This window comes from Sulfitobacter sp. M39, assembly GCF_021735935.1.
Classification (GTDB): Bacteria; Pseudomonadota; Alphaproteobacteria; order Rhodobacterales; family Rhodobacteraceae; genus Sulfitobacter.
The window spans coordinates 1,118,003-1,140,738 of sequence record NZ_WMDZ01000001.1; the positions used below are offsets into that span (position 1 = coordinate 1,118,003).

A 22,736-nucleotide genomic window follows, 5' to 3' on the forward strand; every position below is an offset into this window, starting at 1 on the left:
CTTGCAGGTTCAGTAACGATTAAGGATGCTCCCCATGGAAGAAGTCGACGCCAACCCCGGCCTGATTTTCGATAAACTTGACGGCTGGTTGGACGGCTTTTTCAGATTGCTCCCGAATATCGGCGTCGCGCTGGTTGTGGCCGTGGTGTTCTGGTTTCTGGGGATGGGCATCGGCGCGCTGATCCGCAAAACCGCAGGGCGGCGCGGGCGCGACAATCTTGGCAACGTCGGCGGGTCGCTGATGCGGTGGGCCGTGACGATCATCGGCTTCATGTTGGCGGTGACTATCGTCGCCCCGACGGTCACACCGGGGGATCTGATTGCCGGGTTGGGCGTCAGCTCTGTCGCGATCGGTTTCGCGTTCAAGGATATTTTGCAGAACATGCTGGCAGGTATCCTGATCCTGCTGCGTCAGCCCTTTGAAGTCGGCGACCAGATCGTGTCGGGCGGGCATGAGGGCACTGTCGAAAAGATCGAGACCCGCGCCACGATGATCAAGACCTATGACGGTCGCCGCGTGGTGATCCCGAATTCGGACATTTATACAGACAGCGTGGTGGTCAATACCGCCTTTGACACGCGCCGGTCGGAATATGACATCGGCATCGGCTGCAGCGACGACTGGGATACCGCGCGCAAGGTGATGCAGGATGCCTGCGCCAGCGTAGAGGGCGTAGAGGCCGACCCCGCCCCCGAAACGATACCGGTCGAACTGGGCGATTCCGCTAACATTGTCCGCTTGCGGTGGTGGACAAAATCGGACCGTGCTTCGCAAATCCATACCTTCGGGGCGGTGCTGCAGGCCGTATATAAAGCGCTGGATGAAAAAGGGATCGATATGCCCTATCCGACGCAGGTGCATCTGTTCCACGACCAGACCGAAGAGACCGACGGCGACCGCCGCGCGCAGCGCGAGGGATGGCCCGCGGGCGAGGGCGACGTGCCGAAATCGCGTGCTCAGCAACGCGACGAGAAAGAAGAGAAAGCGCGTCAATCCGACGCCTGATCCCCGCACAAGAGAAGGAATTATATGTTTTTCGACAACACGGTACTGGATGTTGTGGCCCGCGGCTTCGTGCTGAGCGGTGTGGCGCTGATCTGGATCATCCTAATGGTGCGGATCGTCGGGCTCAATTCCTTCTCCAAAATGACGAACTTCGACTTTGTGACCACAATCGCTTTTGGCTCTTTGCTGGCGGGGGCGGCACAAGCGTCGGATTGGAAGGCGTTCTTCCAGACTCTGGTTGCGACGGCCTGCCTGTTTCTTTTCCAATTCACGCTGTCCTATCTGCGCCGCCGGTCCGAAACCGTGTTGCATACGATCCAGAATGCACCGGTCTATCTGATGGAAAACGGTAAAATCTGCGAAGAAGCGATGCGGATGTGCCGCGTGTCGCGCAGCGATTTGATGGAGAAGCTGCGCGAATCCAACGTCATGCGGCTGAGCGATGTGCGTGCCGCCGTGTTCGAGACGACGGGCGAAGTCTCTGTTCTATGTGGCGACGAGGTGGATGACGCGATGCTGGAATACGTCCAACGCGTCTAACCTGCATACCTGAGTATTTAAGTCGCTTGTGGCGGCGGGCGTTTTGCGCGATCTGTGGGCAATGCCTGTGACCTTGTCAGATTTCGAAGCCTCCGCCCATGCGACACTTGCCGCTGATGTGTTTGCCTACCTTGAAGGCGGCGCAGAGGCGGAGCTGTCGCTGCGTCAGAACCGCGCCAGCTTTGGCCGGATAGGAGTGCTGCCGCACCTGTTGGCGGACTGTGCAGGCGGCCATACGCGCATGACGATACTGAGGCAGCCCGCGGCGCATCCGATCATGGTCGCGCCGATGGCGTTCCAACGGCTGTTCCACACGGAAGGGGAAAGTGCGACCGCACTGGCCGCTGCGGCTCAGGACGCGGTGATGGTGGTCAGCTGCCAGACCAGCACGGCGCCCGAAGACATCGCCACCATTCCGGGGCGACGCTGGTTCCAGCTTTATATGCAGGCGGATCACGATAGCACGATGACTTTGGTCAACCGCGCGGTGGACTGCGGGGCAGAGGCGCTGGTGGTGACGCTTGACGCGCCGATCAACGGGCTGCGCGACCGCGAGGTTGCCGCGGGCTTTGTGCTGCCGGATGGCGTGCGCCCCGTGATGCTGGACCCGCTGCCGCAACCGCCGCGACCGCAGTTGCAAGACGGGCAGAGCGTGGTATTCGACGGGATGATGGTCTTTGCCCCCACATGGCAAGACCTGACGCGGCTGATTGCGGACTGCCCCGTTCCGGTGATCATCAAAGGCTGTCTGCGTGCCACGGATGCGCGGCGGTTTGTGGATGCCGGTGTTGCGGGGATCATCGTGTCAAACCACGGGGGCAGGGTGCTGGATACTGTTCCGGCCCCCGTCACGCAGTTGGCCGCCGTGGTGCAGGCGGTGGGGCAGGATGTGCCGGTCTATTTGGATGGCGGCATCCGGCGCGGGAGCGATGTGTTCAAGGCGCTGGCGCTCGGGGCCGAGGCTGTGCTGGTCGGTCGCCCCGTGATGCACGGGTTGATCGTCGACGGGGTACGCGGGGCCAGTCAGGTGTTGCGTCGCTTGCGGGACGAGCTGGAAGTGACGATGGCCTTATGCGGCTGCGCAACTGTTGCGGACATCACCCCCGATATGATCACAGCCTTCGGCGGCGACCCGATCAGCGAAAGCGATAGCTGATCGGGATTGCCAGATTGAACGGACCTGCGCCCATCGTCGAGGGCGGGCGCGGCAGCGTTTGCAGCCGGTCAAAGATATCCAGCGCCGCCTGATCCAGCACCGGCCAGCCTGACGACTTGGACACCTCGCGCGCTTTGATCTGACCGTATTGATCCAGCGTAAAGGCCACGGTTGTGGTCCCCTCGGCGCGGGCATCGCGGGCGCGGCGGGGGTAGTCCTTGGCGGCGTTCAGCGCCAGAACCAGAGACTTTTGCCAATCCGTGATCTCAGCCCGTTCGGCATCTGTCAGGCCCTGTTCCTTGGCCACGCTTTGGTCCTGTTCGTCCTGCCCCGCGCTTGCCTTGGGGGCGGCAGCCGTGCTTTGCGCGGCGTTCTCGTTTTCGGTCTCTTCCTGCAACTCGGTCGGCGTTTCGGTCGCCTCCTTGTCGTTGTCGACTTCCTGATCGGGGTTGGCGATCTTGAACTGCAGTTCGGGGTCGTCCGGCGTGTGCGGTATCTGTGCCAGCAGCGGATCGTTGGAGGCTTTGGCTTCCTCGCGTTCGGCAGGGCTTTCGAGCGTGGCTTGGCTATCCTCGGCGGGTGGCCCGTCGGGGAGGTCGGTTTCAGGCGCGGCCATGATCATTTCGACCTCGGCCAGATCGATCAGCTCGCGGCCCTGAATGCCCGCTTCTTCCGGTGGCTCGTAGGCCGCGGCCTGTGTCAGCCAAAGTGCGACCAGCGCACCATGCACGCCGATGCTCAGCCCGGCCCCCAGCATCAACCCGGCACCATAACGGGGGGCGTAGGCAAAGCTCATTCTGCGGCGTCCTGCGCAGCGGTGGCAGGGGGAGCGATTGCCACGTCACCTGCCGCCGCCGGGGCGGCCCCGCCCTCGTCCTCAAGCCCGACGAGGCCGATCTTCAGATAGCCTTCGCTGCGCATGCGGTTCATCACGGCCATCACCTCGCCGTAGGGAACGGAGCGATCGGCATTGATATAGATGCGCGTGCCCAGATCCAGACGGGTCAGGATGCCAAGCCGCATGTTCAGATCCCCCAAAGATACCTCTTCTTCGCCCACGCTCAGGCTGAGGTCCTGATGGATGGTGACAAAGACCGGATCATCGGGGCGCGGCGCGGGTTTGCCGGTGGCGACCGGCAGCTCTACGTTGACGTCCACGGTAGACAGCGGGGCCGCCACCATAAAGATGATCAGCAGCACCAGCATCACGTCGATAAACGGTGTGATGTTGATATCCGCATTGGGGGCAAGATCGTCGCCGCCGTCAGAAAGTCGCACGCCCATCGGGGTTACTCCGCTGCCAGTTTGGTGGCGATATCAGGGGTGGTATGGGGCACTTCGGCGGTACGCTCTGCACGGTCCAGATCGCGCGACAGGCAGCGTTCCACCAGCGCCGCGGCATCCCCCACACGCGCCCGGTAGCCTGTGACGACGCGGGTAATGTGGTTATAAAGCAGCACGGCAGGGATCGCGGCGACCAGACCGATGGCGGTGGCCAGCAGCGCTTCGGCGATACCGGGGGCGACGACTGTCAGGCTGGTGCTGCCGCTTTCAGCGATGCCGATAAAGCTGTTCATGATGCCCCAGACCGTGCCGAAAAGCCCGATGAACGGTGCCGTCGACCCGATGGAGCCCAAGATCATCGCGCCCGACTGCATGGAGCGCGCGGCCCCCGCTTCGATCCGCGAAAGCTCGGATGCGACGCGTTCCTTGATGCCCGCTTTGTTTAACCCGTCAGAGATGTCGATCTCTGCCAAAGCGGCGCGGATCATGGCGCGCATGGGGCCGGAGAAAGATTTCGCCTGCGCGCCTTTGAGGGCACCTGCTTTGGCAAGCTTGCGGTAGGACCGGCGCAGCCGTGCGTTGGCCCAGCTCACCTGCAGGATCTTGCCCGCCCATACGGCCCAGCCCAGAACCGATGCGATGGCCAGCCCGAACATCACCGCCTTCACGACGATATCGGCCCCCATGAACATGGCCAGCGGCGAATGGCCGCCCTGTTGCGCGGCCACGCGCATCGGCTCGGACAGGGCAGGGCCGATCCATTCGTCAGCCCATGTGATCAGCGCGATATTGACCGACGCAGTGTCGGCTGCGGCCAGTTGCGGCGTTGCGACAAGGACGGCCGCCAGAAGGATGCTAGGAAATTTCATATCAGGTCTCTGCCCATTGTCGGATGAGGTTGTGGTAGATGCCGGTCAGGCGCACGGCGGTCGGGTCGTTCAGACCCGCGCTGGCCGACAGCTCTTGGATGGATTGATCCAGATCGAAGAGAATTTCGCGCTGGCCGCCGTCGCGGATCATCGACTGCACCCAGAAGAAGGACGCAACACGCGCACCACGGGTGACAGGCGTGACCTGATGCAGCGAGGTTGACGGATAAAGCACGCAGTGCCCCGCCGGCAGTTTGACCGACTGGGTGCCGTAGTTGTCTTCGATGACCAGCTCGCCACCGTCATAGTCGTCGGGGTCATTCAGGAACAGCGTGCACGACAGGTCGGTCCGCAGGCGCTGGCCGGTTTGCGGGTTCACGCGGATGGCGTTGTCGACATGCACGCCGAAGGTCTCTGCCTCTTCGTAGCGGTTGAACATCGGGGGCAGGACATGCAGCGGGAGGGCGGCGGAAACCCACGTGGGGTTGCCCATCAACCGCTGGAGCACCAGCGTCTGCAGGTCGGGCAGAACGGGGCTGTCGAGGGGAATTTGCTGATTGCGCTTGGTTTGCGCCGATTGCGCGCCGGCGGTGTTGCGGCCGTCGTCCCATTGGGCCGTGTCGATAACCGATCGGATATGGGCAACTTCCTGCGGTGACAGGATATTTTCGACGCAAAGCAACATGGTGTATCCTTTCGAGGGGATCGGCTGGCGGCGCGGGTCTGCGCCGCCAGCCTTGGTGTGTGGTTTAGAACTTCATGCTGACAGAGATGGACGCAGAGCGGCCCGGTGCCACATAAACGAAGGGCGTGCCGGAGCGGTACAGCGCGTCATAGTAGGTTTCGTCCAGCACGTTATCGATACGGAAGTTGACCGAGGCATCATCCGTGATGTGGTAATCTGCCATCAGGTCAAAGCGCCAGTAGCTGGGCAGCTTGTTGCCGTTGGTGGCCGCGAATGTGCCGCCCTGAACGCTGCCGCGCCATGTTGCTTGGCCGCCAAAGCTCCACTGGTCGTTATAGTCGTAACGGGCCAGTACGTTGAACTGCTCGTGCGCGATATTCGCGAACTCTTCGCCAACGTTGTCGGGGTTGCTGCTTTTCAGCACTTCGCTGTCCATCAGGGTCGCACCGCCGAACAGGCTCAGCTTTTCGGTGATGTTGCCGCCAAAGCCCAGTTCGATCCCGCGGACGCGGTATTCGCCGGTCGCGGTGGTCACAACAGGTGCGCCGCGGCCGCCTGTGCTTTCACGGGCATTGTCCTTGGTGGTCTGGAACAGCGCAGCGGTGGCGGTTAGGTTGCCGAACTGCCATTTGGTGCCCAGTTCAATCGCGGTGTTTTCTTCAGGCTCCAGCAGCAGGTTCGAGGAATCGATCCCGTTGTAGCTGCCGCCGCCTGCGTCCAGTTCATCCCCGACGGGGTTGGTGGAGGTGGCATAGGACAGATAGATCGACCCGTTGTCGCGGGGTTTCCAGACAACACCGGCATTCCAGTTGAACATGGTGTCATCGCGCGACAGCGTATCGGCACCGGCTTCCGTGGTGGTCCGGCTGACGCTGTAGTCATCCAGACGGGCACCAAGGTTCAACTGCCACTGCGGGTTAAAGGTGATCGTGTCGTTCAGATACAGCGACCGTGTGGTGACATCGGTCAGCGTCGCATCGGCGCTGCGGACAGGTGTCGCTGTGGAACAGCCGCTGACATCGGGGTTGTAGATCGCGACAGAGCACCCTTCGAGACGGTCCTCGGCAGTGCCGCCCCCCACTTCGGAGGATAGGCCGACATAGCCGCGCTGGCTGATCTCTTCACGCGACAGCGCGAAGCCCGCGATCATGTCATGGCGCGCCGACCCGGTGTTGAAGCCAAAGGAAAGCTCGCTGGTGTTCGACGCCACCTCGTTGACCTGATACCGGCTTTTGGGGGAGGCCGTCAGCGTCCAGTTCTGCGGATCGGCACCCGAGGTGTCAGGGCGTTCAGGCGCCGACACGATATAGTCGTTCTCGGTCCGGCTGAGACGGGAGCGGTTGGTGAAGGTCATGCCCGGTGTGATTTCAAAGGTGGCGCCGAAAGTGGCAACGCTTTGTGTCGCATCGTGGAAATCGCGGTCTGGGTTGCCGTAGAAGGTGTCACGGTCCAGCGTCGGACGGCCTGCCGCGGATTCGGTGAAGGGTACGCCGTTGGTGCCATCCCATGGCACACCCCAGTCTGGCATCTGTTTCATCTGGAGCTGGTAGGCTTCGAAATCCAGTGTCAGACGGTCGGTCGCTTCGTATTCGGCTGCAATGGACAGACCCAGACGGTCGTCTTTGCTACCGTCGCGGCCGGCAACGTCACTGACTTGGGCGACGGCACCGATGCGGGTCTTGAAGCGGTCGTTCCAGACCTTGTTCCAGTCGACTTCCTGACGCGCCAGATCGGCGGTGCCAAAGGTCGTGGTGGTTTTGACGAAGTCCGTGTCCTGCGCCTTTTTGGTCACCAGATTGACCGCGCCGCCGGTGGTCGAACGCCCTCCGATAGAACCCGATGGGCCTTTGGTGATCTCGACCTGTTCGGCCATGAATGTCTCGCGCACGGCGACACCGGAATCACGCACGCCGTCGATGAAGACGTCGTTGGAGGACCGGAAGCCGCGGATGAACAGAACGTCGCCGAATGCGTTGCCGCCTTCGCCGGTGCCCAATGTGATGCCGGGGGTGGTGCGGGCGAGTTCACGCACCGATGTCGCGTTCTTGTCGCGCAGCACTTCCTGGGTGACTGCGGTGACGGTGCGCGGTGTATCGACCAGCGGTTGCGTCAGCAGCGAGTTGCCCGATTGGACGGCCTGATATCCGGCTTCGGGGTTGGCGTAGGGGGACAAGCCGTTTTCGCCAGCGACGGGCGCGGCGGGGGCGGCAGCAACGGGGGCCTCGGCCACGACGGGTGCAGGGGCGGGTGCTGGTGTCGCGCGGGGGGCAGGGGCCGCCGCGGCGCGTTTCTTGGCGGGTTGTGGCTTGGGCTTGGCGGCCTGCGGCTCGGAGGTTTCAACCTCGATCCCGGGAAGCAGCAGCGGCTCGTCGCTGGATTGCGCATAAAGTGCTGCAGGAGACGTTGCGCCGATGGCGGCGGCCGTCATCATGCCGATGCTGCGGCTGGCCGTGTGGCCACGCAAGCTGTGTGGTGTTTTCGTCTGAGTCATAGTGCCCTCGTCATTGCCCATTCGGGCTGTTTTTAGGGGGCTGGTCTGGACGATTGGCTACCTATTCACGGGCGGGTTACTAAGGCTGATAAAAACAATCAAGTATTAAACTTCGGCAACCTTACAAAAATTTCAATGGGTTGTAGCGTTGCACATAAGGCGCCGATCGGGCGTGTGAAGCGCCCGTTAATGCAGCGTCGGTGCTGCTTCCATTTGCGCGACCTCGCTAGGAGCGCTCAGGCGCATCCGTTTAAGCGCAAGCCCGAAATCCGCCGCGAGTGATGCCACCAGCGGGGCCATATCGGGGCGCACAAGCAGCGTGGCGATCAGCATCGCGTCTTCGCGCTGCCCGTCTGTTGCCGTGGCGATGAAGTTCGCAAAGCAGGATTCGTCCGATCCCAGACATTTGCACGTGACCGAATGGCGCATCAAAGGCCGCCGCCCGAACCGTGCACAAAGCGAGCATAGCTGTTCAAACGTAGCGAGCGCCTTGCTCCCGTTGGTGTGGCCGAGGACGCTGGCAAAATCGCTGCTGACTTTTTCCTGCGCATCAGGCCCGTCACACCACATCCGCAGATAGATGACCGACGCGGCCTGAAGGCTGTCTAGCTCTGTGATGAACCCTACCGGGGCACCGCCGGGGTGCTGATGTGCGTCATTCATTTGGTCAGGATCAATTTGCCAGCGCGTGTGATTCGCAGGGTGTAGGTCTGGGTATCCAGCACGATTTGGGCCAGATCTCCGCCTTCAGTCAGGTCGCGGGCAGAGTAGGTCGGCAGCGCGTTCATCGGGGCTTGGGTCTTTGGGGGGGCATGAAATGTCATAGGGCTGCTCTATCAATGGTCATGGAAAAAGAACGTTGCACGCGGCACTGATCACCAGACAGCCCTGCGGCTTGGTCCTGACGGTGAACGGCAGTCTGCGTTCTGGGGAATGGTCTCATCGTGGGACTCCTCACATCACATGTGTCGGGCGTCCCCGTGATCATGGGCGGGGTGGCTAGACGTTCCCACAAACCTGATTGAAATTATAGGGTATGTCAATCCGACAGTTTTAGTCGGAATACTTTGCGCGATTTTTTGTGTGTCTGTATCGCGCAAATGAATACCCCCCGCTGCACGGGGCGGCGGGGGGTATCAGGTGCTTTGACTGGCAAAGCACAAACGTCGGTTATTGCGGTGTTATTGCGTCTTCATTTCGGCGCGCAGGCCGCGGAAGATTGCGTAGCACAGGAACAGCAGCACCACAGTAAAGGGCAATCCGGTAGAGATAACCATCGACTGAAGCGACTTGAGCCCGCCCGCAGACAGCAGCAACACGATCGCTACGGCACCTTCGAAGATGCACCAGAACACGCGCTGTGGCGCAGGTGCGTCGACCTTGCCGCCTGCCGTGATCGTATCGATCACCAGCGAGCCGGAGTCAGACGAGGTCACGAAGAACACGATGACCAAGACGATCCCGATCAGCGATGTGATCCCGGCAAGCGGCAGCGCATCCAGCATGGCGAACAGCTGGCGTGGCAGCTCGGCTTCTTGCGCGGCGGTGTAGCCGTCGCTGATCACCTGATCGATTGCCATGCCCCCAAAGACGCTCATCCACAGGACGCAGACCACGCTTGGGATCAGCAGGACGCAGGTCAGGAATTCGCGGACCGAACGGCCACGGCTGACGCGGGCGATGAACATGCCGACGAAAGGTGACCAGCTGATCCACCATGCCCAGTAGAACGACGTCCAGCCTTGCATAAAGTTCACGTCTTCACGGCCAACGGGGTTGGACAGGGCCGGCAGGTATTCACCATAGGCCAGCAGGGACGATCCAAAGGTCGACAAGATTGCCCATGTCGGTCCGACCAGCAGCACAAACGCCAGCAGCAGGAACGCCAGACCCATGTTGATCTCTGACAGGACTTTGACGCCGCCATCAAGGCCGCGCAGGACGGACACGGTCGCCACCGCGGTGATGCCGGTGATCAGCAGAACCTGAGTTGTTGGGCCAACCGCCAGACCAAAGAGCTCGTTCAAGCCCGCGTTGGCTTGCGTGGCCCCCAGACCAAGCGATGTCGCCAGACCAAAGAGCGTTGCAAATACGGCGAGAATGTCGATCACGTGACCGGGCCAGCCCCAGACGCGTTCCCCCAGGATCGGGTAAAAGGCAGAGCGGATGGTTAGGGGAAGACCCTTGTTATAGCTGAACAGCGCCAGCGCCAGACCAACAACGGCATAGATCGCCCAAGGGTGCAGGCCCCAGTGGTAGATCGTGGCCGCCATCCCCAGACGAACCGCTTCGGCTTGATCGCCCGCGGCCGCGCCCAAAGGTGCCCAATCGGTGCGCAGACCGTCTTCGCCAACAGCAGTGCCACCCATGGAGCTCGAGAAATGCGATAGCGGTTCAGAGACGCCATAGAACATCAGACCGATGCCCATGCCCGCCGCGAACAGCATCGAGAACCATCCAAGGTAGGTATAGTCAGGGCTTGCTTCGGCCCCGCCAAGGCGCACACGGCCCAAAGGCGTGATGATCAGCAGCAGGCAGAACAGCACAAAGATGTTGCCGGCAGAGATAAAGAACCAGTCAAAGCCCTTTGTCACCGACGAGAACAGCCATGTGAATAGCGCGCCAGAGTGTTCGGGCAGCGCGAGGGTGTAGAATACAAAGGCAACAATACACACACCCGAGATCGCGAAGACCGGGTTGTGAATGTCGAAGCCGAAGGGCCCCACGCTGCCTTCTTTGTTGTCTTGGCCGATCTCGTAATCCGTGTCGATTACGGCAGCGGCCCCGTCGGGTGTCGGGATACCCGGCGACGTTTCATCTGTCATTAGATGCTCTCCATTTTATGTATTTGCGACTAATCATAGCGCAACTCCGACAAAACGACCACCGCTGCGCGGGAATTAAGTAAATGAATATCATGGCTTAGCCCCCGGAAGCGGGCTTGACGCCCCGTTTGCGGGGCGCGGGCTATGCGTTTTTTCCGTGGTTTACCGCGAATCCCCTCTTTGGATTCGGGTGAAACACCGGGGCGGATCCGCGTGCCGCACTGCCCAAGCCCGTCTGAACGGAGGGGGCAACCGCACCGCGGGATAGCGCCCTATCCCAAAAGATATGCCGCCCTATCCGTCCATGGCTCCGACCCACCTGCTTGCGCAAATGAAAGCGCGGGCGTCTGCGGTCACCATGGTCCCATGACAAATTTTTTCATCATGGGGGATGATATGAAAGTTACTTGCACACTACCAATTATCGCAACCGCGGCACTTCTGGCCGCTACCACTGTCAGCGCCGAAGGGTTCAGCCTGTCCGGTGCGCGCTCTGCCATGCAAAGCGACATCTCGTTCAACGTTATGCAATCCGCAGGGCAGGGGCAGATCAAGCTGCGCCATAAGGTCCAGCCCAAAGCGCAGGTCCGGTCCAAGACCGTGAGCAGCCGCAGCCGGTCCTTCCAAGAGCTAAGCGGGGTCAGCACTGCCGCGGACCTCAAAAGCCTCATCGCTTGGGCCGAGGCGGGTCCGAAGGGCTATGACGCCGTGCAATACGGGGCCAAACGGCTGCCGCCACAGCGTCCGACACAAATGACCATCGGAGAGATCTACCGCTGGATCGACCGCACGCCGGGCCAACCGCATGCCATCGGTCGATACCAGTTCATTCCATCCACGCTGCGCAGTCTGGTGCGACAGGCGGGCCTGAGCAAGAATGACCGCTTTACCTCGGCGGTGCAGGACGGGCTGGCAGATATCCTTTTGGTCGATGCGGGGTTTAATGCGTTCAAGAAGGGCAAGATCAGCCGCCACCGCTTTATGGAAAACCTCGCACGTATCTGGGCCGGTTTCCCGACCTCTAACGGGCGGTCCTATTATCACGGCTATGCAGGCAACAAGGCTGTCATCTCGTGGAACGAGTTCGACGCCGTGATGAAGAAGATTTTCGCAACCAAACGCGGCTGATCCCCGCGTTAGGGCTTGTTCCGGGCGGACAGCCGTGGCCCAATGGCCGGGTCTGGTGTCCGCCTCGCGGAAGAATCGGGAAGCTGGTGAAACTCCGGCACGTGCCCAACGCTGTAATGGGGATGGTTTGCGCATAGGCCACTGGAATATTCCGGGAAGGCGCGCGGACCAAACGACCCTAAGTCAGAAGACCGGCCAGACAGTACAGCTTGCCCCGCATGGACAGCGGGATTGGCGCATAAACGTATTGTTGGGGACTGAACAATGCCGATACCCTCTGCGCTGGCACCCGCTGCGCCTTTTTCAGATGCTGAACGCGACGCCGTCTACAAGGCGATCTTTACCCGCCGCGATGTACGCGATCAGTTTTTACCCGATCCAGTGGCCGAGGATGTGTTACACCGCATACTAACCGCCGCGCATCACGCACCGTCCGTCGGGTTGTCACAGCCGTGGAACTTCATCGTCATCCGGGATCAGGCCGCACGCGATCAGGTCTGGCACGCCTTCAACCGCGCCAACGAGGAAGCCGCCCAGATGTTCGAGGGCGACCGCCAGACAACCTATAGGTCGCTAAAGCTCGAAGGCATCCGCAAGGCACCGGTCAATATCTGCGTGACCTGTGACCGCAGCCGTGGCGGCAAGGTCGTGCTGGGGCGCACCCATAATCAAAGCATGGATCTTTATAGCACGGTCTGCGCGATCCAGAACCTCTGGCTTGCCGCCCGCGCCGAGGGCATCGGGCTGGGCTGGGTCAGCGTGTTCCGCGATGCCGATCTGCGTGACCTGCTGAAGATCCCCGACCGGATAGAAATCGTCGGCTACCTGTGTTTGGGCCACGTGGACGAGCTTTACCAGACGCCCGAACTTGAGGTGAAAGGCTGGAGCAAACGGCTCCCCGTGGACGAGATGATCTTTGACGGCACGTGGCAGGGCGATCCTTAGGCGGTTCCTCGTCGTTCGCGACGTCACCTCCCGCAGTGCGGGTATTTTGTATCATCAGCGGAACCATGCCGGTTCCCTGACGTTGCCTTTGTGAAGCCGACGCATACCGCGTGCGGCACGCATAGAGGAGTTCTTCCAAATGGGCGGTATCATTTATCTCGTAGGTCTTGTGGTCGTGGTCATGGCGGTATTGTCGCTGATCGGTCTTGCGTAAACTAACGCCGGGGAGGCATTTACATGAACACGACACTCACTGAAAAAACTGCCGATGGATCCTATGTCGACTGGCCCGCAATTTTCGCGGGTACCGTTGTGGCTGTGGCAATCGGGCTCTTGCTGACCGCCTTCGGCGCGGCGCTTGGCTTGTCGTCGATCACGCTGGACGGAACCGACAATTCATCGACGCTTGAACTGGTGCTGACCGCGCTGTGGATGGTGATCACGCTGGTCGCGTCCTATCTGGCCGGTGGCTATATCGCGGGCCGCATGCGCCGCCGCGTCGAAAGCGCCACGGATGACGAAGTGACCGCACGTGACGGGATCAACGGTTTGGTTGTTTGGGGCCTCGGGTCTGTGATCACCGCCGTGATGCTATCAAGCGCGCTGAGCTTTGCAGCTAATACCGCGGGCAATGTTGCTGCGGGTGCAGGCAAAGCAGCTGGTACGGTCGTCGAGGCTGCGGGCTCTGCCGTTGGGGGTGCTGCCTCCGGTCTGGCCGATGCGGCGGGTGCTGCTATCCCGGATGAGGCCAAGAATGATCCGACAGATTACCTGTCGAACCAGCTTTTGCGCCCCAATCAGGTTGACCCGGTCACCGCCGATCCCGAGCAATTGGCAGAGCAGACCGCCAGCATCGTCGCGAATATCTACCGCACGGGTGAGGTGAGCGAGGAAGACCGGACCTATCTTGCCGGTGCTGTTGCCGCACGCACCGATCTGACCCAGGCTCAGGCGAAAGAGCGCGTGGACCAGATCGTGACCCAAGCGCAGGAAGCACGTCAGGAAGTCGAAGACGCTGTTGCCGCTGCCAAGGCCGAGGCTGAACAAGCTGCGGCAGAGGCGAAAGAAGCAGCGGTTGAGGCTGCGCAAACCGCGCGCAACGCCGGTATCCTGACCGCCTTTGTGCTGGCCGCCGCGTCACTGATTGCCGGTGTGGCATCTGTTGCAGGGTCGGTCCACGGGGGGCGCCACCGCGATCAGGGCCGTCTGTTTGCCGGTCTGACATACCGCGGCTAAATTGCTTCACGTGAAAATCAAAACCCCGGCGGCGCAAGCGGTCGGGGTTTTCTTATTTAATCGTGATTCGGGATGTTCCGGTGCGGAGGGCGCGACGACGACCTCAGGCGCATCCATGGCACATGCCAAAACCGCAACGCCAAATAAATAAGGCATCAGGGCAAAGCGATATGTTTAAAGGGGGGATCTGGTGCTGAAGGGGAGGATTGAACTCCCGACCTCGTCATTACCAATGACGCGCTCTACCACTGAGCTACTCCAGCACTGTGGGCGGGTGATTAGACCCATTCGCAATATGGTGCAAGCGTAATCTGGACCATATCGGTCCGCTGCGCTAGACAATCGACATGTCAAAGGATACCGCCCCACAAAAGCCGCCAAAACCCAATGCATTGCGGGAAGACAGGCTGAAAGCCGCGCTGAAAGCCAATATGGGCCGACGCAAGGCGCAAGCGCGTGCGCGCAGCGACAAAAGCCAAAGCGACGACACGCAAAATAATAACGCGCAGACAGATAACGGGCCGACCGGCCAAACCAAGGAAGGCTGAACGATGGATTCGATTGTGGTCAAAGGCGGCGGTGCGCTGTCGGGGCAAATTCCGATTGCGGGGGCCAAGAACGCCTGTCTGACGCTTATGCCCGCGACCCTTCTGTCCGAAGAGCCGCTGACCCTGACCAACGCGCCGCGCCTGTCCGACATCCGCACCATGACCGAATTGCTGCGGTCCTTGGGGGCAGAGGTGACATCGATGCAGGACGGTCAGGTTCTGGCGATGTCGTGTCATGGCGAGATCAATACGCGCGCCGAATATGACATCGTGCGCAAGATGCGCGCGTCGAACCTTGTGCTGGGGCCGCTGCTGGCCCGCGAAGGGCACGCGCAGGTATCATTGCCCGGCGGCTGCGCGATTGGTGCGCGGCCGATGGATATTCACACCGATGGTCTGGCGCTGATGGGCGCAGAGATCGACTTGCGTGACGGTTATCTGCACGCCAAGGCGCAAGGCGGGGCATTGAAAGGTGCGGTCATCGACTTCCCCTTTGCCTCTGTCGGCGCGACCGAGAACATTATGATGGCGGCGACCTTGGCCAAGGGCACGACGGTGATCAACAACGCCGCCCGCGAGCCCGAGATCGTGGATCTCGCGGATTGTTTGCGTGCCATGGGCGCGCAGATCGAAGGCGACGGCACCAGCCGGATCGAGATTCAGGGCGTTGACCGCCTGCATGGGGCGACCCACCGTGTTGTGACCGACCGGATCGAACTTGGCACCTATATGCTTGCCCCGGCGATGTGTGGTGGCGAGGTTGAATTGCTGGGCGGGCGCATCAACCTGTTGTCGGCTTTCTGCGAAAAGCTTGACGCGGCAGGGATCGACGTGACCGAGACGGACAAGGGTCTGAAAGTTGCGCGGCGCAACGGGATGATCAACGCGGTGAATGTCACCACCGAACCTTTCCCCGGTTTTCCCACCGACCTGCAAGCCCAGATGATGGCGCTGCTGTGTACGGCGGAGGGCACCTCGGTGCTGGAAGAGAAAATCTTTGAGAACCGCTTTATGCACGCGCCCGAGCTGATCCGCATGGGGGCCGATATCGAGGTCCAAGGCGGCACCGCGACGGTGCATGGCGTCAAAAAGCTGAAAGGTGCGCCGGTGATGGCGACCGATCTGCGCGCGTCGATTTCTCTGATCCTTGCCGGTATGGCCGCCGAAGGCGAAACGCGCGTCAGCCGTGTCTACCATCTGGATCGCGGGTACGAACATGTGGTGGCTAAACTGCGCGGCGTGGGCGCAAATATTGAACGGATCAAAGACCAATGACCGAAGATGCACGTTTCGAAGACGGGCGCGAAGCCCCGCTGAACCTCGGCGCGCTGGATGCCGATGACCTCAAGGTGATCTCCTCGCTGGCGCAGGATGCTGTGTTTCCGGGTTCGGAAATGCGCTGGCTGCAGAAGGAGGGGCGCTTTGCCCTGTTGCTGAACCGCGTGCGGTGGGAAGACGCGGGCAAGTCGCGCCACGCCCCGGAACGCGTGCAAAGTATCCTGATGTTCAGCAACGTGCAGCGCGTGTCCAGCCAAGGCGTGAACAAGGGGGATGCGGATACCATCCTGTCGCTGTTGCAGATCGAATTTACCGAAACCGATGCGCCCTCGGGCGACGTGCTGCTGACCCTCGCGGGGGATGGTGTGATCCGGCTGACGGTCGAAGCGCTGGATGTGACCTTGAAGGATGTGACGCGCCCCTATGTGGCCCCGTCGCGCAAACTGCCGGAACATCCGACCTAAGCGTTCTTCCACATTCTTTGCCGTGCGGATCGCCCGCGTGGCATCCCTTCAAAGCCTATTGCACGTTGCAAAGGACATCCGATGCCCCAATTCCTAGACTTCGATCAGCCCGATTTCGAACAGGCGTTCACCGCGCTGCTTTCTGCCAAACGTGAAGACAGCCCCGATGTGGATGACACAGTGGCCGAGATCATTGCGCAGGTGCGGGCCAAGGGCGATGCTGCGGTGATCGAGCTGACCCAGAAGTTCGACCGCATCGCGCTGACCCCCGACACCCTGCGCATCACCGCGGCAGAGGTCGACGCCGCGGTTGCCGAAGTTTCCGACGCGGATCGCACAGCGCTTGAACTCGCCGCGGCGCGCATCCGGGCCTATCACGAACGGCAACTGCCCGAGGATGCACAGTGGCAGGACGACGCCGGTGCCACGCTCGGCTGGCGGTGGAGCGCCGTATCCGCCGCAGGGCTTTATGTGCCCGGTGGTCTGGCAAGCTATCCGTCCTCTGTCTTGATGAACGCGATCCCGGCCAAGGTCGCGGGGGTTGAACGGCTTGCGATGGTCGTGCCCACGCCGGACGGGGTGCTGAACCCGCTGGTGTTGCTGGCTGCGCGGCTGGCGGGCGTCGATGAGATTTACCGCATCGGTGGGGCGCAGGCGGTGGCGGCGCTGGCCTATGGCACCGATACGATCCCCCCCGTCGACAAGATCACCGGCCCCGGCAATGCCTATGTCGCTGCCGCGAAACGGCGGGTGTTTGGCAAGGTGGGCATCGACATGATTGCGGGCCCGTCCGAAATTCTGGTGATCGCGGATGGTGACAACGATGCTGACTGGATCGCGCTTGATCTGCTTAGCCAAGCCGAACACGACGAAAGCGCCCAATCGATCCTGATCACCACGGACAAGGCCTTTGGCCGCGCGGTGTCGGATGCTGTGGATGCACGGCTGGAAACGCTGGAACGGCGCGCGATTGCGGGCACCAGCTGGCGCGAGAACGGGGCGATCATCACCGTGCCGGATCTGGCGACCGCCGCCAAGCTGAGCAACCGTATCGCTCCTGAGCACCTTGAGCTTTGTGTCGCGGATGTGGATGCGCTGAGCGCGCAGATCACCCACGCGGGGGCGATCTTCCTTGGTCAATGGACGCCCGAGGCGATTGGCGACTATGTGGGCGGGCCGAACCACGTGCTGCCCACGGCACGCTCTGCCCGGTTTTCCAGCGGGCTGTCGGTGCTGGACTTTATGAAGCGCACGACTTTGGCACGGATGACGCCGGACGCGCTGCGCGCAATCGGCCCGTCGGCGGAACGTCTGGCGCGATCCGAAAGCCTTGAGGCGCACGGTCTGTCGGTCACCGCACGGCTGCGCAAACTGAACGACTGACGCAACGGCCCTTTGTCCGTCCCGCCGATGTCAATTGTAGAACCCCGCCGCCCGGTCTAAGGTCGGCGGGATAAACACTAGATGAGACGTCCCCATGTCCCGGATCACGCATATCGCGCTTGACGACGCGAACCTGCCCCCGCCCACGCCCGAGATAGAGCAAGAGCGCAAGGTCGCCATGTTTGATCTGCTGGAGGACAACGTTTTTACCCTGCCGTCGCGCGATGATCGCCCGGTGCCGCAAGGGCCGTACCATCTGGGCTTGTCGATCCGTGACAAACGGTTGGTCTTCGATGTGAACACCGAAAGCGCTGAAAAGGCGGCGGAATTCCATCTGTCGCTCGGGCCGTTCCGGCAGGTTGTCAAAGATTACTTCCAGATTTGCGAATCCTACTTCGAGGCGGTCAAGAAATCCGCCCCCTCGCAGATCGAGACCATCGATATGGCACGGCGCGGGATTCACAACGAAGGCTCTCGGGTGTTGCAAGAGCGGCTTGAAGGCAAGGCCGAGATCGATACCGATACGGCCCGCCGCCTGTTCACCCTCATCTGCGTCCTGCACTACGGCGGCTAGATGACCCAGAAGCTGCCCCAATCGGTGCTGTTTTGCTGCGATCACAACGCGGTGCGGTCGCCTATGGCTGAAGGGTTGATGAAAAAGTTCTACGGCACGGGCACCTATGTGCAATCCGTCGGCGTGATGAACGATCTGGAAATCGACGGCTTCTCTATCGCGGTGTGCCAAGAGCTGGATGTCGAATTGTCCCGCCACCGGTCCCGCAGTTTCGACGAGATGGAGAATTGGGGTGATGATCTAAGCTCTTTCGATCTGATCATCGCGCTGAGCCCCGCCAGCCAACGCCGTGCGCTGGAACTGACGCGGTTTTATCATCTGACGGTGGAATATTGGCCGATCCTCGATCCGACAGGGCTGGGGGAAACCCGCGATGCCAAGATCGCGCAATACCGCGCCGCCCGTGATCAGATCAAAGACCGCCTGATTGACCGGTTCGGTGCGCCCACGCGGCCACAGATCTAGGGCAGGGGCGTACCCCTGCCGCTGGTGTCACGGTCTTAGGTGGCGCTGCACAGCGTCGACGCTGTCTGGCCATAGGCTTTCCATACAGCCCAGAAATCATTGTCGCTTTGGCGGTCGGACTGGCGAGCCTCTTGCAGGCTGTGAGGGTCCGAGAAGACGCGTACGCCACGGCGCTGTTCTGATGAAGAAAGCTCTTTATCGGCAACGGCTTGGATACAGCCGCAGCGCGCCGCGCTCGCCTGTTTGCGCCCCGATTTCATACAGGCGTTGTGGATCGGCCCGGTGGCGAACAAGACAGCGCCCCGGCCAAAGCCGCCGCTGGGGTTATAGCCGCGCGGTCCGCCGCAAGCGGCCAGCGTGCCAACAACACAGATCATCGTGAAAAGTCGTACCATCGTTTTGCCTCATCTCTCGGACGCCGGGTTGATCCCGAGGCTGCCCTAACTGCTGCTGGCATTTATGCCGGAAATCTGCAGATTGAGCAATTCACGATTGAGGGCGCAAAACGGAAATGCCTTTGCCCGAATAGGTCGGGCAAAGGCGTGTGTTGCTTAGAACTTCCAGCGCGCACCAACGAAGGTCACGTCCAGATCCTGATAGGATGCCGACGGATCGTCGAAGTCATAGGTGCGGTGTGTTGCGTAAAGCTCGGTGTTGTACGCGTCGAGACGCTGAACAACGGCGACACCCACGGAAGAGGTGCTGGACCCTGCGACAACGAAGTCGTTCCCGTCGTAGTAATCAACGGAGAAGGATGTCGAACCCGCTGCGATGTAATCACGGGTGATGCCCGCTTTGATGTAGGCGTAGTCTGCGTCACCCGCCACGCGGCGACCTGCGGAAACCGCGAGGTTCAGACCGGTGGGTTGGTGCAGAACAGCGGCGGAGCCCATGACCAGATCGTTGCTGGTGTCGCGGAACGAATAGCCCAAGCGCGCGTCAACCGAATAGTCGCCGTAGTCTTGAACGTAGCGTGTGCCGACATCGGTGTAGTCGTTGTCATCGCCCGAGCTCAGGACTTCCTGACCGTAGGAAACCGATGCGGAGAAGCCGTTGAACACAGGTGTGTCATAGCGCACGCGGAAGCGACGGCTGCCGTCGAAAGAGCCGTTGGTGTTCCCGATTGCGACGGTCGACAGGGTGCCATCCGCGAAACGCAGCTGCTGGCTGCCCGCGATGTCGCTGATGCCCACATAGGCGGCCACACCGGTGCCCGAGAAGTCAGCTTCGGCCGAGCCATCTGTCGATGTGCTGCCTTGACCAAACGAGAAGATACCCGCGTTTGGTGTGCGGTATGTCAGGTCCAGTTTGCGCAGTTCGGTGCGGTGGTAGTCGAAATCCAGGCTGTCGTCATCGCCATTGATGGCGGAGGACCCGGTCAGGCCAAGGCCTGCTTCGAAGGTCAGACGCAGTTCGGACCCGTTTTGCAGCGCTTGGGTCATGGTCAGACCAACGCGGCTGTTGGAGTTGTCGTTGTCGATAAACGTGGTGTTTGTGTCTTCACCATCGTCAACGCTCAGAACGCCAAAGTTCAGTTGGCCGTAAACGTCCCAGACGGGGCCTTCTTGGGCCTGTGCCAGCGCGGGAAGCGACGCCAGACCAAGGGCAGCAACGGTCACTGTGCCAAGCGAGTGTTTCATCTTCATCTCAAAATTCCTTATTCGCCCGATCTGCAAGGGTGCAGACCATTTGAGAAGGCCGATCTAACGCCGCTGCCCGCGGGATAAAACCGTAAGGCAGCCATACGAAATGCCGGTGTTGCAACATTGCTAAAGAGGTCGGTACCGCGCGGTACTGCCAAGCGCCTTGATATATTGGCGCTGGCGGCGATATGCGGATTTTGCATGGCAGGTGACCGCGAAAAAATGGCATCCCCCCTTTGACGTTTGCGATCAGAATGCAGGTAAATCCGCCGACGCGCGTCAAATGCCCTGAGGATCAAGGGGAACAGGCGATCCAGCCCATTGACCAGCGCTTGAATCCGCACCATATCCTTGCCTCATGACACCACTTTCACATATCCGCAATTTCTCCATCGTCGCGCACATCGATCATGGTAAATCCACGCTCGCCGATCGCCTGATCCAAGAGACGAACACCGTTTCCCTGCGCGATATGAAAGCGCAGATGCTCGACTCGATGGATATCGAGCGCGAGCGCGGGATCACGATCAAGGCCCAGACGGTGCGGATCAACTACACCGCCCAGAACGGCGAGGAATATATCCTCAATCTGATCGACACCCCCGGTCACGTCGACTTTGCCTACGAGGTCTCTCGCTCCATGCGCGCGGTCGAAGGATCGCTGCTGGTCGTGGACAGCACCCAAGGCGTAGAGGCGCAGACGCTCGCCAATGTGTATCACGCGATTGATGCGGATCACGAGATCGTGCCGGTTCTCAACAAGATCGACCTGCCTGCGTCCGACTGCGACCGCGTGGCGGAACAGATCGAGGATGTGATCGGGATCGATGCTTCCGAAGCCATTCAGGTGTCCGCGAAAACCGGGCAGGGCATTGTCGAAACGCTTGAAGCGATCGTGCACAAGCTGCCTGCGCCTACCGGCACGCAGGACGCGCCGCTCAAGGCGATGCTGGTCGATTCATGGTACGACAGCTATCTGGGCGTCATCGTTCTAGTGCGGATCATGGATGGTCAGCTGAAAAAAGGCGACCGTATCCGCATGATGCAGAACGGGTCGGTGCACCACGTTGACCGCATCGGCGTTTTCCGCCCCGCCATGACCGAGATCGACAGCCTCAACCCCGGCGAGATCGGGTTTCTGACCGCATCGATCAAGCAGGTCCGCGACACGCGGGTCGGGGATACGATCACCCACGAGAAAAAGGGCACCGAGACCCCGCTGCCGGGCTTTAAGCCAGCGCAGCCCGTGGTGTTCTGTGGTCTGTTCCCGGTGGACGCCGCCGAGTTCGAAGACCTGCGCGACAGTATCGAAAAGCTGGCGCTGAACGACGCGTCTTTCAGCTTCGAGATGGAAACATCCGCCGCCCTGGGTTTCGGTTTCCGCTGCGGCTTCCTTGGCCTGCTGCACCTTGAAGTCATTCGTGACCGGATCGAGCGCGAGTATGACATCGACCTGATCACCACCGCGCCGTCGGTTATCTATGACATCCACATGAAAGACGGCACGGTCGAGCAGTTGCACAACCCCGCAGACATGCCAGACCTGACCTTCGTAGATCACATCGAAGAGCCACGCATCAAGGCGACCATCCTTGTGCCGGATGACTATCTTGGTGACGTGCTCAAGCTGTGTCAGGACCGTCGTGGCATCCAGATGGACCTGACCTATGCGGGCAGCCGCGCGATGGTTGTCTATGATCTGCCGCTGAACGAAGTGGTTTTCGACTTCTATGACCGGCTGAAGTCGGTGACCAAGGGCTATGCCTCGTTCGACTATCAGATGATCGGCTACCGCGAAGATGCGTTGGTCAAGATGTCTATTCTGGTCAACGACGAACCTGTTGATGCGCTCAGCACCATGGTGCACCGCGACCGCGCCGAAATGCGTGGCCGGGCGATGGTTGAAAAGCTCAAGGATCTGATCCCGCGGCACATGTTCAAGATCCCGATTCAGGCAGCCATCGGCGGCAAGGTGATCGCGCGCGAAACCCTATCGGCGATGCGCAAGGACGTGACCGCGAAATGCTACGGCGGCGATGCCTCGCGGAAACGCAAGCTGTTGGATAAACAGAAGGCGGGTAAAAAGAAGATGCGCCAGTTTGGCAAGGTCGACATCCCGCAAGAGGCATTTATCTCTGCCTTGAAGATGGACAGCTAAGACGATTATTCAAAAGGGGCGCTTCATGCGCCCCTTTTTCGTAGTAGTGCCACCAGCG

The 22,736-nt window shown here is 60.9% G+C and carries 23 protein-coding genes, 1 tRNA gene and 1 riboswitch; of the genes, 13 read left to right on the forward strand and 11 right to left on the reverse strand.

Features of this window, described 5'->3' with window-relative positions; all coding sequences use genetic code 11:
• Window positions 1-34 precede the first annotated feature (34 nt).
• The 3 genes from GLP43_RS05460 to GLP43_RS05470 all read left to right on the forward strand — a co-directional run bounded on the left by GLP43_RS05460 (window position 35) and on the right by GLP43_RS05470 (window position 2,702).
• Entirely contained in the window at window positions 35-1,006 is a 972-nt protein-coding gene (locus tag GLP43_RS05460) for a mechanosensitive ion channel family protein (protein ID WP_237278504.1), read from the forward strand.
• A 24-nt stretch (window positions 1,007-1,030) separates the two neighbouring features.
• On the forward strand, window positions 1,031-1,546 hold the full coding sequence (locus GLP43_RS05465; RefSeq protein ID WP_237278505.1) for a DUF421 domain-containing protein: 516 nt from the start codon (window positions 1,031-1,033) through the stop codon (window positions 1,544-1,546).
• Window positions 1,547-1,607: 61 nt separating this feature from the next.
• Window positions 1,608-2,702 (forward strand): alpha-hydroxy acid oxidase, encoded by a 1,095-nt coding sequence (locus GLP43_RS05470; RefSeq protein WP_237279920.1) that lies wholly within the window; start codon window positions 1,608-1,610, stop codon window positions 2,700-2,702.
• Here the strand turns inward: GLP43_RS05470 and GLP43_RS05475 are convergent.
• The 8 genes from GLP43_RS05475 to GLP43_RS05510 all read right to left on the reverse strand — a co-directional run bounded on the left by GLP43_RS05475 (window position 2,683) and on the right by GLP43_RS05510 (window position 10,856).
• Window positions 2,683-3,498: an energy transducer TonB gene (locus GLP43_RS05475; protein WP_237278506.1), complete on the reverse strand. Its 816-nt coding sequence runs from the start codon at window positions 3,496-3,498 to the stop codon at window positions 2,683-2,685. The genes GLP43_RS05470 and GLP43_RS05475 overlap by 20 nt on opposite strands.
• Window positions 3,495-3,986, reverse strand: a complete 492-nt coding sequence (exbD, locus tag GLP43_RS05480) for a TonB system transport protein ExbD (RefSeq protein WP_237278507.1) — start codon at window positions 3,984-3,986, stop codon at window positions 3,495-3,497. The genes GLP43_RS05475 and exbD overlap by 4 nt, the downstream gene beginning before the upstream one ends.
• A gap of 5 nt (window positions 3,987-3,991) precedes the next feature.
• A complete protein-coding gene (exbB, locus tag GLP43_RS05485; protein ID WP_237278508.1) occupies window positions 3,992-4,855 on the reverse strand; it encodes a tonB-system energizer ExbB in 864 nt (287 codons plus the stop codon).
• Window position 4,856: 1 nt separating this feature from the next.
• Window positions 4,857-5,540: a Fe2+-dependent dioxygenase gene (locus tag GLP43_RS05490; protein ID WP_037943522.1), complete on the reverse strand. Its 684-nt coding sequence runs from the start codon at window positions 5,538-5,540 to the stop codon at window positions 4,857-4,859.
• A gap of 64 nt (window positions 5,541-5,604) precedes the next feature.
• On the reverse strand, window positions 5,605-8,031 hold the full coding sequence (locus GLP43_RS05495) for a TonB-dependent receptor (RefSeq protein ID WP_237278509.1): 2,427 nt from the start codon (window positions 8,029-8,031) through the stop codon (window positions 5,605-5,607).
• A 186-nt stretch (window positions 8,032-8,217) separates the two neighbouring features.
• A complete protein-coding gene (locus tag GLP43_RS05500) occupies window positions 8,218-8,694 on the reverse strand; it encodes a hypothetical protein (protein ID WP_237278510.1) in 477 nt (158 codons plus the stop codon).
• Window positions 8,691-8,855 (reverse strand): hemin uptake protein HemP, encoded by a 165-nt coding sequence (gene hemP, locus GLP43_RS05505; RefSeq protein ID WP_009826214.1) that lies wholly within the window; start codon window positions 8,853-8,855, stop codon window positions 8,691-8,693. The genes GLP43_RS05500 and hemP overlap by 4 nt, the downstream gene beginning before the upstream one ends.
• Window positions 8,856-9,212: 357 nt before the next feature.
• On the reverse strand, window positions 9,213-10,856 hold the full coding sequence (locus GLP43_RS05510) for a BCCT family transporter (protein WP_237278511.1): 1,644 nt from the start codon (window positions 10,854-10,856) through the stop codon (window positions 9,213-9,215).
• A 366-nt stretch (window positions 10,857-11,222) separates the two neighbouring features.
• Here GLP43_RS05510 and GLP43_RS05515 point away from each other — a divergent pair, with 366 nt between their 5' ends.
• From GLP43_RS05515 to GLP43_RS05525, 3 genes are all read left to right on the forward strand, one after another.
• Complete coding sequence (locus GLP43_RS05515; RefSeq protein WP_005851877.1) at window positions 11,223-11,984, forward strand: hypothetical protein; 762 nt, start codon at window positions 11,223-11,225, stop codon at window positions 11,982-11,984.
• A 36-nt stretch (window positions 11,985-12,020) separates the two neighbouring features.
• Window positions 12,021-12,198: riboswitch (cobalamin riboswitch) on the forward strand.
• A gap of 50 nt (window positions 12,199-12,248) precedes the next feature.
• Window positions 12,249-12,929 (forward strand): 5,6-dimethylbenzimidazole synthase, encoded by a 681-nt coding sequence (gene bluB, locus GLP43_RS05520; protein WP_237278512.1) that lies wholly within the window; start codon window positions 12,249-12,251, stop codon window positions 12,927-12,929.
• 237 nt (window positions 12,930-13,166) lie between these two features.
• The gene (locus GLP43_RS05525) at window positions 13,167-14,165 is read left to right on the forward strand and encodes a hypothetical protein (RefSeq protein ID WP_237278513.1); all 999 of its coding nucleotides are present in this window, start codon (window positions 13,167-13,169) and stop codon (window positions 14,163-14,165) included.
• Between the two features lie 188 nt (window positions 14,166-14,353).
• Here the strand turns inward: GLP43_RS05525 and GLP43_RS05530 are convergent.
• A tRNA-Thr gene (locus GLP43_RS05530) sits at window positions 14,354-14,428 on the reverse strand.
• An 84-nt stretch (window positions 14,429-14,512) separates the two neighbouring features.
• On the opposite strand from GLP43_RS05530, the gene GLP43_RS05535 reads away from it, so the two are divergent.
• From GLP43_RS05535 to GLP43_RS05560, 6 genes are all read left to right on the forward strand, one after another.
• Window positions 14,513-14,713 carry a hypothetical protein gene (locus GLP43_RS05535; protein ID WP_037943532.1) on the forward strand — a complete coding sequence of 67 codons (201 nt, stop codon included), beginning with the start codon at window positions 14,513-14,515 and terminating at the stop codon, window positions 14,711-14,713.
• A 3-nt stretch (window positions 14,714-14,716) separates the two neighbouring features.
• Complete coding sequence (murA, locus tag GLP43_RS05540; RefSeq protein ID WP_237278514.1) at window positions 14,717-15,988, forward strand: UDP-N-acetylglucosamine 1-carboxyvinyltransferase; 1,272 nt, start codon at window positions 14,717-14,719, stop codon at window positions 15,986-15,988.
• On the forward strand, window positions 15,985-16,455 hold the full coding sequence (locus GLP43_RS05545; protein ID WP_237278515.1) for a DUF2948 family protein: 471 nt from the start codon (window positions 15,985-15,987) through the stop codon (window positions 16,453-16,455). The genes murA and GLP43_RS05545 overlap by 4 nt, the downstream gene beginning before the upstream one ends.
• Window positions 16,456-16,536: 81 nt before the next feature.
• On the forward strand, window positions 16,537-17,838 hold the full coding sequence (gene hisD / locus GLP43_RS05550; RefSeq protein ID WP_237278516.1) for a histidinol dehydrogenase: 1,302 nt from the start codon (window positions 16,537-16,539) through the stop codon (window positions 17,836-17,838).
• A gap of 94 nt (window positions 17,839-17,932) precedes the next feature.
• Entirely contained in the window at window positions 17,933-18,412 is a 480-nt protein-coding gene (locus tag GLP43_RS05555; protein ID WP_009826222.1) for a UPF0262 family protein, read from the forward strand.
• Window positions 18,413-18,877, forward strand: a complete 465-nt coding sequence (locus GLP43_RS05560; protein ID WP_237278517.1) for an arsenate-mycothiol transferase ArsC — start codon at window positions 18,413-18,415, stop codon at window positions 18,875-18,877.
• A 35-nt stretch (window positions 18,878-18,912) separates the two neighbouring features.
• Here GLP43_RS05560 and GLP43_RS05565 read toward each other — a convergent pair whose 3' ends face one another.
• Both GLP43_RS05565 and GLP43_RS05570 read right to left on the reverse strand, forming a co-directional pair.
• Window positions 18,913-19,272: a hypothetical protein gene (locus GLP43_RS05565; protein ID WP_237278518.1), complete on the reverse strand. Its 360-nt coding sequence runs from the start codon at window positions 19,270-19,272 to the stop codon at window positions 18,913-18,915.
• Window positions 19,273-19,428: 156 nt separating this feature from the next.
• A complete protein-coding gene (locus GLP43_RS05570) occupies window positions 19,429-20,523 on the reverse strand; it encodes a porin (RefSeq protein WP_237278519.1) in 1,095 nt (364 codons plus the stop codon).
• 355 nt (window positions 20,524-20,878) lie between these two features.
• Here GLP43_RS05570 and lepA point away from each other — a divergent pair, with 355 nt between their 5' ends.
• Complete coding sequence (gene lepA, locus GLP43_RS05575; RefSeq protein ID WP_237278520.1) at window positions 20,879-22,678, forward strand: translation elongation factor 4; 1,800 nt, start codon at window positions 20,879-20,881, stop codon at window positions 22,676-22,678.
• The last annotated feature ends 58 nt before the right edge of the window (window positions 22,679-22,736 follow it).

Bases quoted from the DNA above. Each gene is read 5' to 3' on its own strand.
- GLP43_RS05475 (WP_237278506.1), bottom strand. From the start codon at position 3,498: ATGAGCTTTGCCTACGCCCCCCGTTATGGTGCCGGGTTGATGCTGGGG.
- GLP43_RS05570 (WP_237278519.1), bottom strand. From the start codon at position 20,523: ATGAAGATGAAACACTCGCTTGGCACAGTGACCGTTGCTGCCCTTGGT.
- GLP43_RS05535 (WP_037943532.1), top strand. From the start codon at position 14,513: ATGTCAAAGGATACCGCCCCACAAAAGCCGCCAAAACCCAATGCATTG.
- GLP43_RS05515 (WP_005851877.1), top strand. From the start codon at position 11,223: ATGACAAATTTTTTCATCATGGGGGATGATATGAAAGTTACTTGCACA.
- GLP43_RS05470 (WP_237279920.1), top strand. From the start codon at position 1,608: ATGCCTGTGACCTTGTCAGATTTCGAAGCCTCCGCCCATGCGACACTT.
- murA (WP_237278514.1), top strand. From the start codon at position 14,717: ATGGATTCGATTGTGGTCAAAGGCGGCGGTGCGCTGTCGGGGCAAATT.
- hemP (WP_009826214.1), bottom strand. From the start codon at position 8,855: ATGACATTTCATGCCCCCCCAAAGACCCAAGCCCCGATGAACGCGCTG.
- GLP43_RS05545 (WP_237278515.1), top strand. From the start codon at position 15,985: ATGACCGAAGATGCACGTTTCGAAGACGGGCGCGAAGCCCCGCTGAAC.
- GLP43_RS05565 (WP_237278518.1), bottom strand. From the start codon at position 19,272: ATGGTACGACTTTTCACGATGATCTGTGTTGTTGGCACGCTGGCCGCT.
- GLP43_RS05465 (WP_237278505.1), top strand. From the start codon at position 1,031: ATGTTTTTCGACAACACGGTACTGGATGTTGTGGCCCGCGGCTTCGTG.
- exbB (WP_237278508.1), bottom strand. From the start codon at position 4,855: ATGAAATTTCCTAGCATCCTTCTGGCGGCCGTCCTTGTCGCAACGCCG.
- GLP43_RS05490 (WP_037943522.1), bottom strand. From the start codon at position 5,540: ATGTTGCTTTGCGTCGAAAATATCCTGTCACCGCAGGAAGTTGCCCAT.
- GLP43_RS05460 (WP_237278504.1), top strand. From the start codon at position 35: ATGGAAGAAGTCGACGCCAACCCCGGCCTGATTTTCGATAAACTTGAC.
- GLP43_RS05510 (WP_237278511.1), bottom strand. From the start codon at position 10,856: ATGACAGATGAAACGTCGCCGGGTATCCCGACACCCGACGGGGCCGCT.
- exbD (WP_237278507.1), bottom strand. From the start codon at position 3,986: ATGGGCGTGCGACTTTCTGACGGCGGCGACGATCTTGCCCCCAATGCG.
- hisD (WP_237278516.1), top strand. From the start codon at position 16,537: ATGCCCCAATTCCTAGACTTCGATCAGCCCGATTTCGAACAGGCGTTC.
- lepA (WP_237278520.1), top strand. From the start codon at position 20,879: ATGACACCACTTTCACATATCCGCAATTTCTCCATCGTCGCGCACATC.
- GLP43_RS05495 (WP_237278509.1), bottom strand. From the start codon at position 8,031: ATGACTCAGACGAAAACACCACACAGCTTGCGTGGCCACACGGCCAGC.
- bluB (WP_237278512.1), top strand. From the start codon at position 12,249: ATGCCGATACCCTCTGCGCTGGCACCCGCTGCGCCTTTTTCAGATGCT.
- GLP43_RS05560 (WP_237278517.1), top strand. From the start codon at position 18,413: ATGACCCAGAAGCTGCCCCAATCGGTGCTGTTTTGCTGCGATCACAAC.
- GLP43_RS05500 (WP_237278510.1), bottom strand. From the start codon at position 8,694: ATGAATGACGCACATCAGCACCCCGGCGGTGCCCCGGTAGGGTTCATC.
- GLP43_RS05525 (WP_237278513.1), top strand. From the start codon at position 13,167: ATGAACACGACACTCACTGAAAAAACTGCCGATGGATCCTATGTCGAC.
- GLP43_RS05555 (WP_009826222.1), top strand. From the start codon at position 17,933: ATGTCCCGGATCACGCATATCGCGCTTGACGACGCGAACCTGCCCCCG.